The 16,210-nt window shown below is 27.9% G+C and carries 17 protein-coding genes; all 17 read right to left on the reverse strand.

The annotated features are described in order from the left end of the window. On the reverse strand, positions 1–1,068 hold a 1,068-nt coding region (locus tag HMPREF0216_RS16930), incomplete at its 3' end, for a glucosaminidase domain-containing protein (protein WP_040418416.1). A gap of 196 nt (positions 1,069–1,264) precedes the next feature. After that, entirely contained in the window at positions 1,265–2,317 is a 1,053-nt protein-coding gene (gene rfbB / locus HMPREF0216_RS00780; protein WP_005209978.1) for a dTDP-glucose 4,6-dehydratase, read from the reverse strand. A 72-nt stretch (positions 2,318–2,389) separates the two neighbouring features. Continuing rightward, positions 2,390–3,283 (reverse strand): dTDP-4-dehydrorhamnose reductase, encoded by an 894-nt coding sequence (gene rfbD, locus HMPREF0216_RS00785; RefSeq protein WP_005209980.1) that lies wholly within the window; start codon positions 3,281–3,283, stop codon positions 2,390–2,392. A gap of 11 nt (positions 3,284–3,294) precedes the next feature. Next, positions 3,295–3,873 (reverse strand): dTDP-4-dehydrorhamnose 3,5-epimerase, encoded by a 579-nt coding sequence (rfbC, locus tag HMPREF0216_RS00790; RefSeq protein WP_005209982.1) that lies wholly within the window; start codon positions 3,871–3,873, stop codon positions 3,295–3,297. Between the two features lie 5 nt (positions 3,874–3,878). Continuing rightward, entirely contained in the window at positions 3,879–4,745 is an 867-nt protein-coding gene (gene rfbA / locus HMPREF0216_RS00795; protein ID WP_005209986.1) for a glucose-1-phosphate thymidylyltransferase RfbA, read from the reverse strand. A 47-nt stretch (positions 4,746–4,792) separates the two neighbouring features. Continuing rightward, positions 4,793–5,434 (reverse strand): sugar transferase, encoded by a 642-nt coding sequence (locus HMPREF0216_RS00800; RefSeq protein WP_005209987.1) that lies wholly within the window; start codon positions 5,432–5,434, stop codon positions 4,793–4,795. A gap of 69 nt (positions 5,435–5,503) precedes the next feature. Further along, entirely contained in the window at positions 5,504–6,310 is an 807-nt protein-coding gene (locus HMPREF0216_RS00805) for a glycosyltransferase family 2 protein (RefSeq protein WP_005209988.1), read from the reverse strand. Positions 6,311–6,460: 150 nt separating this feature from the next. Further along, entirely contained in the window at positions 6,461–6,766 is a 306-nt protein-coding gene (locus HMPREF0216_RS16100; RefSeq protein ID WP_005209991.1) for a polysaccharide biosynthesis C-terminal domain-containing protein, read from the reverse strand. Positions 6,767–6,776: 10 nt separating this feature from the next. Then, positions 6,777–7,904: an oligosaccharide flippase family protein gene (locus HMPREF0216_RS00810; RefSeq protein WP_005209993.1), complete on the reverse strand. Its 1,128-nt coding sequence runs from the start codon at positions 7,902–7,904 to the stop codon at positions 6,777–6,779. A 1-nt stretch (position 7,905) separates the two neighbouring features. Next, a complete protein-coding gene (locus tag HMPREF0216_RS00815; RefSeq protein WP_005209994.1) occupies positions 7,906–9,063 on the reverse strand; it encodes a glycosyltransferase family protein in 1,158 nt (385 codons plus the stop codon). A 36-nt stretch (positions 9,064–9,099) separates the two neighbouring features. After that, positions 9,100–10,005: a glycosyltransferase family 2 protein gene (locus HMPREF0216_RS00820; protein ID WP_005209996.1), complete on the reverse strand. Its 906-nt coding sequence runs from the start codon at positions 10,003–10,005 to the stop codon at positions 9,100–9,102. An 18-nt stretch (positions 10,006–10,023) separates the two neighbouring features. After that, entirely contained in the window at positions 10,024–10,902 is an 879-nt protein-coding gene (locus tag HMPREF0216_RS00825; RefSeq protein WP_005209999.1) for a glycosyltransferase family 2 protein, read from the reverse strand. A gap of 25 nt (positions 10,903–10,927) precedes the next feature. Beyond that, positions 10,928–11,125, reverse strand: coding sequence for a hypothetical protein (locus HMPREF0216_RS00830; protein ID WP_005210002.1), 198 nt, complete (start codon positions 11,123–11,125; stop codon positions 10,928–10,930). 64 nt (positions 11,126–11,189) lie between these two features. After that, positions 11,190–12,284 carry an O-antigen ligase family protein gene (locus tag HMPREF0216_RS00835; protein WP_005210004.1) on the reverse strand — a complete coding sequence of 365 codons (1,095 nt, stop codon included), beginning with the start codon at positions 12,282–12,284 and terminating at the stop codon, positions 11,190–11,192. A 76-nt stretch (positions 12,285–12,360) separates the two neighbouring features. Beyond that, a complete protein-coding gene (locus tag HMPREF0216_RS00840) occupies positions 12,361–13,227 on the reverse strand; it encodes a glycosyltransferase family 2 protein (protein ID WP_005210006.1) in 867 nt (288 codons plus the stop codon). Positions 13,228–13,241: 14 nt separating this feature from the next. After that, on the reverse strand, positions 13,242–14,237 hold the full coding sequence (locus tag HMPREF0216_RS00845; protein ID WP_005210007.1) for a glycosyltransferase family 2 protein: 996 nt from the start codon (positions 14,235–14,237) through the stop codon (positions 13,242–13,244). 262 nt (positions 14,238–14,499) lie between these two features. Next, complete coding sequence (locus tag HMPREF0216_RS00850) at positions 14,500–16,074, reverse strand: DUF2142 domain-containing protein (protein ID WP_005210008.1); 1,575 nt, start codon at positions 16,072–16,074, stop codon at positions 14,500–14,502. Positions 16,075–16,210 lie beyond the last annotated feature (136 nt).

Raw genomic sequence — 16,210 nt, forward strand, 5'->3', positions numbered from 1 at the left:
ATCTGCTGGCTCATGTATTGTTCCTACTGTTGGCAAACTTTCCACAACGGGATCGTTAGCTCTAGCAATTTTTATTGTTCTAGATATTTCTTGAACACTTCCATTATTAGCTACTATTTCAACTAGTAAAGTTCTAGTTCCATCTTGAATAGAACTTATATCCATAGTCTTATTAAAACCTGATTGATTTCCATTAAAATACCCTGGATAAGCTGCTGAAACATCATTTCTTGTTGAAAATTCAGTTATCTTACCAATACTTACATTATCTATTGATACATTAACCTCTTTAACACCGAATGCATGCAATGCCCATCCAACTATATTTATACTATTTTCGTTTATAGTTGCATTATTAATAGGAGTTTCTAAATTACTTCTTGCTTCTAAATAATCTGACTTAGTTAAATCGCAATATAATCTAAATAACTCAACACCATATGTGCTGCTTGGAGCCCAATTACCACCTAACTCATTTACAGTTTTACACTTACCATAAACTGCTGTATTGTACCACCCTAAATGTCTAGGATCATATGTTTGATTGTCTGCAAGAGGTTGACTTGTCCAACTTGTTACATACTCAGTCTTAGGATACCCATCTGCTCCTGCATATAAAGCTAAATGATCTAAATGTGCTATGACTCCTTGTTCCCAGTTATCAAACTTCTTATGTGCATTTGGATCATCATCTTCTCCTCCTGCTGAGTTTTTTAACCCACAAGGATTATGATATGATGAATCTAATACACCACCAAATCTTCCATAACCAGTTTCCTTTGCTGCTTGTACATAAGCCACAGCCCAGTTTACTCCACCTCTTGATTGGCTATATTTTTCATATAAAGGAGCTAAACCAATAAATTCTTCAGTAGCGCCTTTACTTCTAGCCCAATCCTGGGCTTGTCCAACAGTAATATTTGTAGTAGAAATAATATTTACATTTCCGATTGCAGTAGCTTTAAAATTTTCATTACTTTCTGTCGAGGCTTGAACATTTATAGTAATTAAATTTAATAACAATACTAAACTCATTACAAACCCCAACATCTTTTTACCTTTTTTCACTTTTTCACCCCCATTCATTTACATAATGATTCTAACATATCCACTTTTATGTGTAAATAAGATTCGTTTTTATTATTTTACATATTCTTCTAATATTTATTTCAAAATACTAGTTTTTTTTTATTTTAATAAAAAATCTCCATTAGATAAGTTGCTTTAACAACATTTACCTAATGGAGCTCTACTTTAATTAATTCTATTTATACATTTCATTGTAGTAATTTAAATACTCACCTGAAGTAACATTCTTCATCCATTCTTGATTATCTAAATACCATTGTATAGTTTTCTTAATTCCAACTTCAAATGTAGTTTCAGGATACCATCCTAGCTCTTCTTTAATCTTAGTTGGGTCTATTCCGTATCTTCTATCGTGACCTTTTCTGTCTTCAACATACTTAATTAAATTTTCAGTAACTTCCTTATCAACATTTTCATTTAAGTAAGCTATTACTGTCTTAACTATTGTTATGTTAGTTCTTTCGTTGTGACCACCAACATTATATACTTCACCATCTCTACCGTTGTTTATAACCATATCGATAGCTTTAGCGTGATCTTCTACAAATAACCAATCTCTTATATTCATACCATCACCGTAAACTGGTAAATCTTTGTGATCTAAACAATTATTAATTAGTAGTGGTATTAACTTTTCTGGGAATTGGAATGGTCCATAGTTATTTGAGCATCTTGTTATATTCATTGGCATCTTATAAGTATCGTGGTAAGCCTTAACCATTAGGTCTGAACCAGCCTTACTTGATGAATATGGACTATGAGGATCAAGTGGAGTAGTTTCCATGAAGTATCCTGTTTCTCCTAATGAACCATAAACTTCATCTGTTGAAACGTGTAGGAATTTAACTCCTTCTTTCCAAGTTCCATCTTCATTTTCCCAAGCTGCTTTTGCACAGTTTAAAAGGTTAACTGTTCCCATAACGTTTGTCTTAGCAAACACTTCTGGCTCTCTTATACTTCTATCAACATGAGATTCAGCTGCAAAGTGAGCAACATAATCTATTTCATATTTTTCGAATAAAGAATTAACTAATTCATTATCACAAATATCTCCATGAACAAATATATGTCTTGGATCATCTTGTATTGATTTTAAGTTTTCTAAATTTCCTGCATAAGTTAGCTTATCTAAATTTATTATTCTTATATCCTCATATTTCTTTAACATGTATAATACAAAGTTTGAGCCTATAAACCCAGCTCCACCAGTTACTAAATAAGTTTTCATATAAAATTCTCCTTATATATAAAAATTAAACTAAAGAAGCTAAGCTTAATTTCTTAACTCCTTAATTTCTTTCTATTTTTCTACATTATCCATAAATGTTTTAAGAGCATCTTTCCAATCTCTCATTTCATCTCCAACAGTACATCTAAGCATCATATTATCAAGTGATGAATACTCAGGTCTCTTAGCGGAATTAGGATACATTGCTTTATATTCTTCTGAAGTACATGGATTTACTGTACAATTTCTTCCTGCAAGCTTCATTATTTCTGCTGCAAAATCATACCAACTACATTCACCTTTTCCTGTACAGTGATATACTCCATATTCATCAGTTTCAATAAGTTTTAATATGTGATACGCTAAATCATTAGCACTTGTTGGATTTCCAAGTTGATCATTTACTACACTTAAAGATTCTTTTTCTTTTCCAAGTCTCATCATTGTATAAACAAAGTTATGACCTACATATCCGTAAAGCCAAGCAGTTCTTACAATGTAGTACTTTGATGAAAATTCTCTTACATATTCTTCTCCTAAAAGCTTAGTTTTTCCATATACACTATATGGTGCAACTAAATCAGATTCATTTAGTGGTATTTCACCTACCCCACTAAAAACATAATCTGTTGAAACTTGAACTAATTTAGCTCCTATTTCTTCTGAAACTATAGCTAAATTTTTCGCACCTATTGCATTTATTTTTAAAGCTAAATCCTTATTTGCTTCACAACCATCAACATTAGTTGCTGCTGCACAGTTTATAACTACATCTGGATTTATTTCTTTTAAAACAGTTTTAACTTGTTCTAGTTTAGTTATATCTAATTTATCTACATCTAAAGCAAAAACCTCAGAATTTTTAATTTGTTCTGAAACACTTCCAATTTCAGCTCTACCTGTAGCTACTATTTTTTGAAGTTCATTACCTAATTGTCCATTAGATCCTGTAATTAAAATTTTCATCTTCTTACTTCCTACCCTTCGTATACAAATGGTAAATCTAATTCCTTAAATTTCTTTTGCTTCTTATCTTTTTCTGATAATAATACTTCCTCTATTCCATCTAAAGGCCATTCAACTTTTACATCTTCATCATTCCATAAAAGTCCACCGTCATGTTCTGGTGAATAGAAATCTGTACATTTATAATTAAATGTTGCAGTTTCAGATAAAACTACGAACCCATGAGCAAAACCTTCTGGTACATAGAATTGTCTTTTATTTTCTGCACTTAAGTAAACACCTTCCCATTGTCCGTATGTAGGCGAGCCTTTTCTTAAATCAACAGCAACATCCCAAACTTCACCTTCAGTACATCTTACAAGCTTACCTTGTGTATGCTTAGTTTGGAAATGTAATCCTCTTAAAACACCTTTTTTAGATCTTGATTCATTATCTTGAACGAAAGTCATAGTTAAACCTGCAGCATCAAAAGCTTGTTTATTATAACTTTCCATAAAATACCCCCTAGCATCTCCAAATACTTTAGGTTCGATTATATATAAATCTGGTATTTTAGTTTCTATAAACTTAAAATTTCCTACTTCAACCATACCTCTTACTCCTCAATAATATCAATTAAATATTTTCCATATTCAGTCTTCATTAAAGGTCCTGCTAACTCTCTTACCTGTTCTTTAGAAATCCATCCTTGTCTATATGCAATCTCTTCTAAACAAGCTATGAATGTTCCTTGAGTTGTTTGAACTGCTTCAACAAAGTTAGATGCCTTAAGCATTGATTGGTGAGTTCCTGTATCAAGCCATGCCATACCTCTACCAAGTAAATCAACTTTTAAAGTACCTTCTTCCATATATACTCTATTTAAATCTGTTATTTCAAGCTCTCCTCTTTCTGAAGGTTTTAAAGCTTTAGCCTTTTCAATTACTGAATTATCATAGAAATAAAGTCCTGGAACTGCATATTTTGATTTTGGCTTTTCAGGTTTTTCTTCTAAAGATGTTACCTTTCCATTTTCATCAAAACCAACTACTCCAAATGCTCTTGGATCTTGAACATAATATCCAAATACCATTGCTCCTTTTTCAAGCTCTGCAGCTTCTTTTAAATGTGAACTAAAGTTTTGACCATAGAATATATTATCTCCAAGTATCATTGCAACATTATCGTTACCTATAAACTCTTCACCTATAATAAATGCCTCTGCTAATCCATTTGGTGCTTCTTGAATTGCATACTCTATATTTAACCCATATTCTGAGCCATCTTTAAATAACTCTTTAAAATTAACTATATCTCTCGGTGTAGATATTATTAATATATCCTTTATCCCTGCAAGCATTAATACTGACATTGGATAATATATCATTGGCTTATCATAAATTGGCACCATTTGCTTTGACATTGCCTTTGTAACTGGATAAAGTCTTGTACCTGAACCTCCAGCTAATATTATTCCCTTCATAAAATCTTCCTCCTGTAATAAACTATAAAAGTCTTTATTTCTATATTTTAGCTAGCACTTTCATCTCCAAATAAAACAAAAAATGTTTTAAATATAAGCTTAATGTCTAACCAATAATTCATTTCATGAACATACTTTACATCTAGCTTCATCCATTCTTCAAAAGCTATATTGTTCCTACCCATAACTTGCCAATAACAAGTTATTCCCGGCTTGACCTTTAACCTTTCTAACATCCAAGGACTAAATTGCTCAACTTCCTTAGGTAAGCTTGGTCTAGGGCCTACTAAACTCATATCTCCCTTAATAACATTAATTAATTGAGGTAATTCATCAATACTAGTTTTTCTAATAAATCTTCCTACCTTCGTTATTCTCGGATCATTTTTCATCTTAAACATTGGTCCTGACATTTCATTTTTAGTTTCTAATTTTGTTTTAAGCTCTTCTGCATTTACTATCATTGACCTAAACTTATACATACTAAAAATCTTTCCATCTTTGCCAACTCTATCTTGTTTAAAAATTATAGGCCCCTTTGAATCAATTCTTATAGCAATAGCTACAATTAATAATATCGGACTTAATAAAATTAATCCTATAGCTGACAGAAAAATATCAGTAACTCTTTTAGAAAATAGATAAAATTTCACCTTTGGAGTAATATCATTATTCATTGTATTTATCATAATATCTTTCCTTTTCTACTTAATTGCTAAATTTAACTTATTTACTTAAAGCAATTAGTTTAAGTTAAATTAAAATTTATTTAAATAGTACTTTTTATAAAACTTTATCATACTTTGTAAATGTACAAATGTCATTTTATTAATTCTTTTTTTGCTCTCTTGGTTATGTAAGTGAATCATTTGTGCATTATGTAAATATACTACTGTTTTATTATATTTTCTAACCTTGTAGCATAAATCAACATCTTCAAAGTACATAAAATACTCTTTACTAAATCCCCCTAATTTTATAAATTCATCTTTGTGCATCATCATACATGCACCCATAACCCATTCAACATCTGCTGTAGAATTATGGTCAAAATCCTTCATTAAATAAATATCGTTTATTTTTTCTCTTTTCTCTGATGATACTATTTTTGACAATGGGGTTCTGCATGCAACAAATTTATTAAAAGGTAATATTCTTCTACACGAATATTGGATAGTATAATCATCATTTAATAATTTTCCTGATATTAATCCAATTTCCTTATCACTATTAATCTTATTATACATTTTTTCTATAGCATCATCTAAAACGATTATATCTGGATTCAATAATAGAATATATTCTCCCTTTGAAGCCTCCACCCCTAAGTTATTAGCTCCGCCAAACCCTACGTTTTTATCATTTTTAATAATTTTTATATTACTAACTTTCTTAAAACCACTGCTTAATTGCTCATAACTATCATTTGGTGAGTTATTATCTATTACTATAATTTCATAATTTATATTTTTTACAGTTTCTAATACTGATTTTATACATTTTTGTGTTAATGTATAATTTTTATAATTTACTATAACAATAGATAGATTTATATTATTTATCATATTTAAACCTCAACTGCCTATTCTATGTATTTAATTACATATCTTTAAATTCCAATTTCTATAATACTATTTTGTCTAATACATTATACATTAATGATTTTAAGAAAACAATTATATTTTTCTTAATAAATCTTTAAGTTAAGCTTAATATTAGCTAATTCTCCCCTTAACTTTATCCAAAACTACCTTTATAGAATTTAATAATAGTTTATCCTTTAAAATTAATAAGCTACTGAAATATGATATTCCTCCGATGATAACCTGCATAGCTAAAACAAATACATTTGCGCCTTCAATATTTCCTATTACTTTAACTAGTATTAACATTACAATACCAGAAACCCAATATTTATAGTTTTCCTTTATCCAACTCTTATCTACTATATTTCTAGAATACCATAATTGTATAAGAGCAATACAAAATTCTGCTGTTACAGTAGCTATAACTGCACCCATAGCATAAAGCTTAGGTATTAATATAACATTTAAAATAAAAGTTTATTGCAGCCCCAACACAAACTGATACCGTATATTGAGAATTCTTTCCTGTTGCTAACATGTATTGTGTTCCAAATACATTCCCAAGCCCAATAATTATTACCATTATAGATGATATAATAGTTAATGGCACAACACTTTCATATTGCCTTCCAAAAAATAATGGTATAAACCTTTCACTTACTCCCATAATTCCAAAAGCCATAGGAATTGCTAAAAAACTTATTAATGAGAATGCTTTTTTTAAATATAACTTAATTTCATCATGTGCATCTTTACTATGTAAGTTAGCTATTCTAGGTAACATAACCATACCTAATGAAGTTAAGACTGTAAGTAAAACTCTTATTATTTTTTGAGATTGATCATAATATCCAACTTGTAATGTATTAGATAATTTACCTGTCATTGTTTTATCTAAAACCATATATACTTGAGTTGCCATTTGAGGTATAAAAAGTGCAAGCACTGGTCTTATATGTCTTATAGAATTAAACTTTTTTATCCCTTTAAACTTCAATATATCCTTGCCAATATAAATCCACATAATCAATTGGCCTAAAAACATAGTAAAGCTATTTATAAATATATATTTTCCTAAATCATTTTTTGTTTTTACAAATATAAATATTAATATAACTGATATTACTTTTACTAAAAAGTTTCTAATAGATGCATTTTTAAAATTTTCGATTCCAAGGAAATACCATGATACATCTAACGCTGTTCCTAAAATAAAGAATCCTTGAAGAAAGTAATATAGTCCTAAATCCTTTCTAGTTCCTAATACACATATAAATATTAGATATGCCATCATGCAACCAATAAATTGTATCGAGAAAATCTCCCAAAAATTTCTTCTTAATTTATCGCCCTTTTCTCTTACTGTTGCTATTTGTTTAGTTGCATAAGTACTAATACCTAAACTTCCTAATAAAATGAAATATTGCATATTAGCATTAGTATAACTATTTATACCTATTCCATCTGCATCTAAAACCCTCGATACATAAGGCATTGTTATTAATGGTAATATAACTGCTGTAACTTGATAAATTAAATTATATAAATAGTTCTTTTTTACACTTCCGCCCATATTACGCCTCTTCTTTAATTATCTTATTTAATATACTTTCAAACTCATTAGCAGTTTTTTCCCAACTTAATGTATCTAAATATGCTATTGATTTATCCCTCATATTTTTTAATTTATTTGGATTTTCAATATAATACTTTATCTTTTCATATAAATCATTAAAATCAAAGCTTGTTAATATAGAGCAACCTTCTGGGAAGAAATATTTAAATGTTCCCTCTTCTAATTCAATTAATGGCAGGCCTGTTGCTAACATTTCATATGGAACTAAAGATATATTAGTTAATGATGCGACCATTCCAAAATCTGAATTTTGATAAAGCTCTAGTAATTGACTTTTACTTAACTTACCTAAATTCTCTCCGCCTTCACATTTAAAATCTAACTTTTCTCCATAGTATTTTACATTTAATGTTATACCATCACTTTTTAACTTTTCTTTTAAACTTACTATCATATGTTGTAATAAGTATGGTGCTCTTTTGCCTGTGTCTTTAATATAAACAGCTATAGTAAATTCTTTTTTATTTTTATATTCTAGGTAGTTTCTAGGTATTTCATAATACTCACTAGCTTCATAAGGGAATGTTATAAAATCTATACTACTATCTACTTCGCAATTTTTTTCAATCATATATTTATTCCATTGCCCTAAACTGACCATATGTAATCCTAGTTCATATGTTTTTTGGGCTAACAAGAACATTTCTCCATACATATGGAAAAACGGCTCATAATCTTGCACAAAATACATTTTATATCCACTAGCCTTTTTAGCATAATATACTGAATCCCATGAAGTAGCTATAACTATATCATTTTTAACATCAAATATTTTACTATGATCAATTATTTCACCTTTATATTCCTTTAAGTTAATTTCAGCATTTTTCTTTTGCTCTTCTAAATCTTGTGGAACAAAAGATACATATCTTACATTATAGCCTTTTTTAACTAATGATGTTCCTAATCTTAATACTGATGTATGACCACCACTATATGCCATCATTCCTGGTAATACAAACATTATTGTCTCTATTTTATTTGGAGCAATGTTTTCTACCTTCTTAAAATCAACTGCAGATAATATAGCCGACATCGATTCCTTTTGTATTTTTTGTTTTCTTATATAATTAACTCTTCTCAAATAGTTAAGCATTCACTCACCTCATATTTTCTAAAAACATTAAATAATTTAATAAGGCTTATACTCTATGTTCTTAGCTTCTTTATTTCCATCTTTTATTCCTTTTAATACTGACTTCATAACATCAGAATTAAAGTTTTTAATCATATTCTTTATAAGTATCCTATAGTATGTATTCTTAGCTTTTTTATAGTTTTCTATAGGTTGATTTCTTTTAGTGTACATAAATAAATTCCTAGCTAGATAATATTCCTTAAATCCACTTGTTTTATTTCCTGTGGCTGAATGCATGTGATATACTATGCTATCCTTTAACAATTTAGATTTAAATCCAGCTCGTTTTAATCTTAATGATAAATCTACATCTTCATAATAAGCAAAAAACTTACTGTCAAAATAATCTCCATTTTGTAATTTTACTTTTTCTAATGCTTTCTTTGTATAAATCGCAGCTCCTGCACATGCACCTTCAATATTTATATCCCTTTTTAGAACTTCTTTAACATTTTCTCTATATCCAACTTGAGCTGGTAATAATTTTTTATCAAATGTTAAACCTGCTGCGTCACACTTTTCTCTTTCGAAATAATTAATCATAAATAACTGAAACACATCATAATCTTTATTAGTTTTTATTAAACTTATAGCATTCTTTAAACTTTCTTTCGGAACTTCAACATCATTGTTTAGTGTTAATATATATTCACAACCATCATTTCTAGCTTTTTTTATTCCAATATTATTGGCTGGTGCAAATCCACTATTATAATCCATTTCTATTAAATCTATATCGAGTTCATTTTTATATCCATTAATTATATTTCTAGAATTGTCTCTAGAATCATTATCTATAATATATATTTTAAACTCTTTAAACTCTTGATTTTTTAAGCTTGTAAGACACTTATCTATTAGCTTTTCTCCATTCCAATTTGCAATTACAATTCCAAGCATTGTGTTTCTCCTCTTTATCTATTTTAATTTCCCTCTAATTCCATTCTTATAGTCCCTATATCCTTTAAATATCATTTTAACTTTATTAACCGTATCCTTTTCACCTAGAATAATTTTAACAAATTCCTTTTTAAATAATAATTTATCTCTGTTAAGGGTAAAACTATTTAGATCTTTATACTTTTCCCACGTATAAAATCTATTTCTTGTCATATAATATCTTCTTAAAGCAGAATGATTAGATGTATTAAACTTTCCAAACAGACTTTTAACACTTTGGCTTTCACCTAGGCTATGATAAAGAATTGCATCTCTAACCTTTATCATTTTTATATTATTTTTATTTAATCTCATACAGAAGTCCGTATCTACCAAATCTATAAATAAGCTATCATCAAAAAAACCTATTTTTTCAAAAACATCACTTCTTAAAAGATTTCCTGATGTTATTTCTGCATCTACATATTCATATGAATTAATTTTTGAATTTTCTTCTATACTTTGAATTCTTTCATCTACAAAATTTGGGAAAATACTCATTATATTTTCTCTTTTTTCTCTATCAAAGCTATAGTATACTTCTAACATTTTATCTATCATATTATCTTTAGCTTTGCTATCTTGGTCCATAGTCAATATCCACTTATACCCGTCTTCTATTGCCTTTTTTGCCCCTATATTAAGTGCAGTTGCAATTCCTAGATTTTCTTCATTTAGTAATAACTCAACATTCTTTTCATTATTACGCTTTAATTCATTTAAAATATTTAATTTATCATTCCTAGATCCATTATCTACTATATATATTTTATCTACTTGGTTTATTAATGAATTGAAGCATCTTTCTATCCCCTCATCAGGATTATAACTAACTATAATACATGCTATTTCTTTCATAATTACTCCTTATATACTATAAATACTATACAATTTCTCTTCTAACATATTTATTTAATGCAGATTCTAAAATATAGCACTCCATAACTAAAACAAAGAATCCTGATAAACTTGCTAAATATGGATTAGTTACACTGGATGCTAGAAATGCTAAGAATGCTAAAGTCCACCCAATAATAACTCTCTCATCAGTTTCGTCTAATTTATACTTAACTAGTAGCATTATTAACTGAATAAATTTGATAAAAAGATATCCAAATAAATATATAATTCCTATAGCTCCTGTTTTATAATAATTCTACATAATATAATTCAAAGTTAGTTGAACTAACTGGTGGTAGATTGTTATCACTCATATATTGTGAATACTCTTCTATATGAGCTCCAAATCCCCAACCCAATACTGGTTTTTCTACTATTCTCTTTGCTAGAAAATCTAATTGAATGACTCTTATTCTATTTGATATATTATTTGTGAAGTCTAACATAGAGTCTGCTCTATCTTTAGCACTCTCTGTACCACTAGCCACTCCCTGTGGTGGAATGTAATCAGTCTTTATAGTTAAAGGTAATACAGCTGTAAATACATACAGCAAGGCTAAAACTGCTACTATTCTTCTTAATACCAATCCTCTTTCTTTTCTTTTCCATAAATAATATCCAAATACGAATACTACTCCTACTGCTGTACCAAGCCAGAACCCTCTAGTATTTGATACAAAGATACCTATTAATAAAACTAATAATTTCAAACATTCATATAATTTATTTTTAACTTCTTTAGACATTAACTTAACCATTAATATAATAGCACCCATTTGCATAAATATCCCATTAAACAAATAAATTCTAGCATAGTTATTAGACTCAACAAGTCCAGTTATTAATCCATATTGGAAAATGTCATTTAATCTCATATATTTTAATATTATACCTTGATCCTCTGGAAGGTAAGTCCTACTATAGAAAAATAATCCTATTGTTATTATTGCCACAATTGTTGAACAGTTAACTATTAGCGCCATAGCCTTATCAATCTTTTTAAAATTACCTTTAAAGTAATTAGCTAATAATATTAGGTATATTATACCTAAAAATGAGTTTGCATCTGAAAAGATATCTCTGATGTTGTTTCCATTAATAAATCCTACAATACTTCCATAACCTACATATGTTATTACTACAATAATTGGAATAATATACGCTTTACTAATTCTAACTTTATTTATATACATCATTACAACTGTTGCTAAAATTCCTAATACAAATAATACTTTTCTCACTGGAAATCCAAATAAATTTCCTAATCCACCTAAAACTAATTCTACAAAAATTAATACAACTAGAAAATTGTATATTTTATTTAATACTTTAGTATTCATATACCTTTACACTCCATCACACTATTATTTTGCTATCACAATATTATTATTAGTAATTGCTTATAAATTTATATAATTATCTATTGAAAGCTCCTCTTATACCTTTTTTATAATCTTTAATTCCTGTAATTGTCATTTTAATTTTTTCTACTTTATTATTTTCAAATAATATAACCTTAGCTAATTCTGATATAAATCTCTTTTTATCTTTAGCTATCCATTCTGGAAAATCATCTTTATATTTATTCCAAATAAAAAATCTATTTCTAGCCATATAATATCTTCTTAAGGCATTATGATTAGTAGGTGTAACTTTCATACCTAAAATATTCCTTTGTACAGACTCTCCTAAATTATGAATTAGTATAGCTGATTCAACTTGTATTATTTTATATCCTTGTTTATTTATATTTAAACAATAATCATGATCTACTAAGTCTATAAAAAGATCTTCATCATAAATATTGTTCTTATAATAACTAGCTTTTGTAAGTGCCCCTGATGTTATTTCAGTTAAAACATATTTCCACGCATTATTCTTGCTTACTAACTCTTTATTATATTTTTTTTCTTCAATATGTATTGGAGTAATCATTACGATTTTGTCCTTTTCCTTGTCATCTATAGCGCTATATGTTTTTAGCATATTAGATACCATATCTTTTTCTACTATACTATCATGATCCAAGGTTAAAATCCATTCATATCCATCCCTTACACCTTGTTCAATTCCTCTATTTAAGGCATAAGCAATTCCCTTATTTTCATTTAATTCAGTTAATATTATTGTATCTTTTAATGACTTAAGAATTTTTAAAGTATTGCTATTAGAACCATTATCTACAACTACAATTTTATCTACATAATTTTTTAGAACTTCTATCTTATCAACGAATTCTATTCCCACATTGTAAGTTACTATTACTGCCATTGTATTTTTCATAGTACACCCCCAAATTATAAGTCAAATAATTTATAAATTTCTTCATCATTTAACTTAGTATTTTTCATTATAACTTTTCTTTTCTCTAAAGCTTTAGGTTTCATTTCTTTTACCTGTTTTAAATACTTAAAGCACTTAAAGTCAAATAATAAAAAGAATGTCATGTACTTGATAAAATCTACATATATTCCAAGCTTATCTTTTTTGTACGAACCCTTACTTTCGTTTTTAATTAACATTAAATAATGATTTCTAAATGAGATTCCCTTTAAAAATTCCGATTGCTTTCTTCTTGCTTTTATAGTATTTATTATACCTTTACTACTATTCATACCTCTACCATGATAGGCCACTGCATCATGTATATAGTAGCATTTAAATCCATACAGATTTAATCTCCAGCTTATATCTACATCCTCTTTATACGCAAAAAAATCCGAATCAAAATATTCATTATTAACTTTTACTTCTTCTAATGATTCTCTTTTAAATACTGCTGCTGCACCACAAACCCCGAACACTCTTCTATTTTTTTCATATTGTCCCACATCAGCATCATTTTGTCCTATTTCTCTTCCTTGTCTCTTATGATTCAACTCCATTCCAGCTGAATCTATTACATTTATAATTTCATCTTTATCAAAATCATATTTTAATAATTTCCCTATTACCGCTGCATTCTTTTTATCTTCTTCTAACTTTTTTATACACTTAGATAAATAATCTCGCTCAAATACTACATCTGGATTTGCAATCATAACAAAATCACCATTTGAATTTTCTATTCCAGTATTGGCTCCACCTGCATATCCTATATTAGCATTTTGAATTAATTTAACTTTATCTATAAAATGCTCCTTAATTATTTCTACTGATCTATCTGTCGAATCGTTATCTATTATTATTATTTCAGTATTATCATAATCTTGTTCTAATAAAGAATTTATACATTTATATAAATACTTTTCTCCATTCCAATTAACAATTACTGCTGAAATTAGCTTTTTCATAGTGATTCTAATCTCCTTTTACTTCTATTAAATTTTATTATTTATATTACTTATTGAAAGTTCTTTAAATAAAAATCAATACAATATGAATATAAAACTTTTAACATAGAGACTTGTTTTCTAAATAACGAATTTAGGGGCTGTCTTAACACCCCCTTATTTTTACTCTACTTCACAATACTGTCTTAGATTATATCACAAAAGTTTTTAAATATCATTGTTCTTAATATAATTTTAATTTTTATACAATATATTACTATTGTTAATAATTATATATAAAGTAACAGTTAATTATCATTGCCAATGAAAACATCAAAGTCCAACATACATATAAATTTCTATATGTATTTATCCATATATCACTATTCTTTATTTTTAAAATATTATTTTGTAATACCATGTATATACCTATAATAAATGGATAGAAGTACCTTCCTTGTATTCCATCAAATATTACTATTTCACTTAAAGGCTTATTAGCCCATTGGAATGCTACAGCACATAGTAGTAAATACATTCCAACTGTCATTAACAGATATAATATTCTGTCAAATACCCCTAATAAATATTTCTTTTCATCTCCTAATACTGCAAATAACAATAATACATTAAGCATCAAGACTGAAAATTCTTTAGTAGGTTGAACCTTAAACCATCCTAAAAATGCAGTAAATGATTTGCTATAAAACTCTTCAGCATTTTCTAATGTTTCTGAAACTTTTTCTATGAATAAATTAGGCTGTGTAACTATTTCATTCACCCAATTTACTTTATCAGATTCTTTACTACTATCATTGGACTGCGTAGTTGTTATTTGTTGATTTTGAGTCTTCGGCTTAGATAATGTTTGCCAGCCAAACATCACTGCAAAATTAACAAGTAATATTAAAATCAATGCTATAAACTTTCCGAAAACTCCAAATTTAATTTTTTTATTTGGAATAAGAATTAATGTTCCTGCAATTAATATATATGGTAACTTTATAGAACCTATCAATACCGTTAATCCTATTACCTTTAATAAGTCCTTATAATCAACCTCTTCTTTTTCAAATTTCAAATGTAATATATAGGCTATGACTAAAAAACTAGCCGAATTAAGAAGTGCATCTGGAGAATATGATGCTGCTTGTTGTACTCCTACCGGAAGAAACATTATTAAAAATAACAAATCCTTTCTTATAGGCATATACTTTAAAGCCAAGTATCCAAGCAGTATCCAAACAGCTAAATTTGTAAGTCGTCCTAAAACTAAAACAAAATAAGTTGGAAGATTTAATAAATCCCCAATAAATGTCCCTATTGATTGTGGTACATATGCAATAAAATTATATGCTCCTGTAGAGCTTGCATTATATTTTATTAACCTATCTTTTTCTAATGGCGTATTTGCGATATCTAAATATTTACTAATACCATCCCTATCAACACTATTCCATATATTTTGATCATACTTATATAATCCAAAAGGTAACATCATATGATCTTCATGTGCCTTATAAAAAATCCTACCTTTTGCCAAGTCATAGGATCTGTTAATATGTACAATTTCATCTGGAACTAAAAATGGCGGATTAATAACAGCAAATGCTGTTCCCCATATTAAAGCAATAACAACAAACTGCTTAGCTATATTCCCCCTATTAAATTTAATTAATATTATCATTGTTAATACTATTAAAGCTATTCCACATAACACAAATAAAGTAAAACCTTTACTGTTAAAGGAATGTAACTCTTCAAAGTAGTCAAATGTATATTTAAGCATATAATATCCTAATATTGCATATCCAATCAAAAACAATACTTTTTTATAATGCTTTTTTATAAATTCCATGATGTCCCCTCCATTTTTAAATTAAACATTGAATATTATAAATAAAAAGCTATATCAAAACTTATTGCAAGCTTTATCCCTTAAAACATTTGCTAAGAATTCTAAAACTTAATTATGATATAGCGTATTAATTATA

Origin of the sequence: Clostridium celatum DSM 1785 (genome assembly GCF_000320405.1) — a bacterium.
GTDB lineage: Bacteria > Bacillota > Clostridia > Clostridiales > Clostridiaceae > Clostridium > Clostridium celatum.

What these genes read in the sequence shown, in the direction of transcription:
- rfbB (WP_005209978.1), bottom strand. Translation starts at nt 2,317, where the DNA reads ATGAAAACTTATTTAGTAACTGGTGGAGCTGGGTTTATAGGCTCAAAC.
- rfbD (WP_005209980.1), bottom strand. Translation starts at nt 3,283, where the DNA reads ATGAAAATTTTAATTACAGGATCTAATGGACAATTAGGTAATGAACTT.
- rfbC (WP_005209982.1), bottom strand. Translation starts at nt 3,873, where the DNA reads ATGGTTGAAGTAGGAAATTTTAAGTTTATAGAAACTAAAATACCAGAT.
- rfbA (WP_005209986.1), bottom strand. Translation starts at nt 4,745, where the DNA reads ATGAAGGGAATAATATTAGCTGGAGGTTCAGGTACAAGACTTTATCCA.
- HMPREF0216_RS00800 (WP_005209987.1), bottom strand. Translation starts at nt 5,434, where the DNA reads ATGATAAATACAATGAATAATGATATTACTCCAAAGGTGAAATTTTAT.
- HMPREF0216_RS00805 (WP_005209988.1), bottom strand. Translation starts at nt 6,310, where the DNA reads ATGATAAATAATATAAATCTATCTATTGTTATAGTAAATTATAAAAAT.
- HMPREF0216_RS16100 (WP_005209991.1), bottom strand. Translation starts at nt 6,766, where the DNA reads ATGGGTGCAGTTATAGCTACTGTAACAGCAGAATTTTGTATTGCTCTT.
- HMPREF0216_RS00810 (WP_005209993.1), bottom strand. Translation starts at nt 7,904, where the DNA reads ATGGGCGGAAGTGTAAAAAAGAACTATTTATATAATTTAATTTATCAA.
- HMPREF0216_RS00815 (WP_005209994.1), bottom strand. Translation starts at nt 9,063, where the DNA reads ATGCTTAACTATTTGAGAAGAGTTAATTATATAAGAAAACAAAAAATA.
- HMPREF0216_RS00820 (WP_005209996.1), bottom strand. Translation starts at nt 10,005, where the DNA reads ATGCTTGGAATTGTAATTGCAAATTGGAATGGAGAAAAGCTAATAGAT.
- HMPREF0216_RS00825 (WP_005209999.1), bottom strand. Translation starts at nt 10,902, where the DNA reads ATGAAAGAAATAGCATGTATTATAGTTAGTTATAATCCTGATGAGGGG.
- HMPREF0216_RS00830 (WP_005210002.1), bottom strand. Translation starts at nt 11,125, where the DNA reads ATGCTACTAGTTAAGTATAAATTAGACGAAACTGATGAGAGAGTTATT.
- HMPREF0216_RS00835 (WP_005210004.1), bottom strand. Translation starts at nt 12,284, where the DNA reads ATGAATACTAAAGTATTAAATAAAATATACAATTTTCTAGTTGTATTA.
- HMPREF0216_RS00840 (WP_005210006.1), bottom strand. Translation starts at nt 13,227, where the DNA reads ATGAAAAATACAATGGCAGTAATAGTAACTTACAATGTGGGAATAGAA.
- HMPREF0216_RS00845 (WP_005210007.1), bottom strand. Translation starts at nt 14,237, where the DNA reads ATGAAAAAGCTAATTTCAGCAGTAATTGTTAATTGGAATGGAGAAAAG.
- HMPREF0216_RS00850 (WP_005210008.1), bottom strand. Translation starts at nt 16,074, where the DNA reads ATGGAATTTATAAAAAAGCATTATAAAAAAGTATTGTTTTTGATTGGA.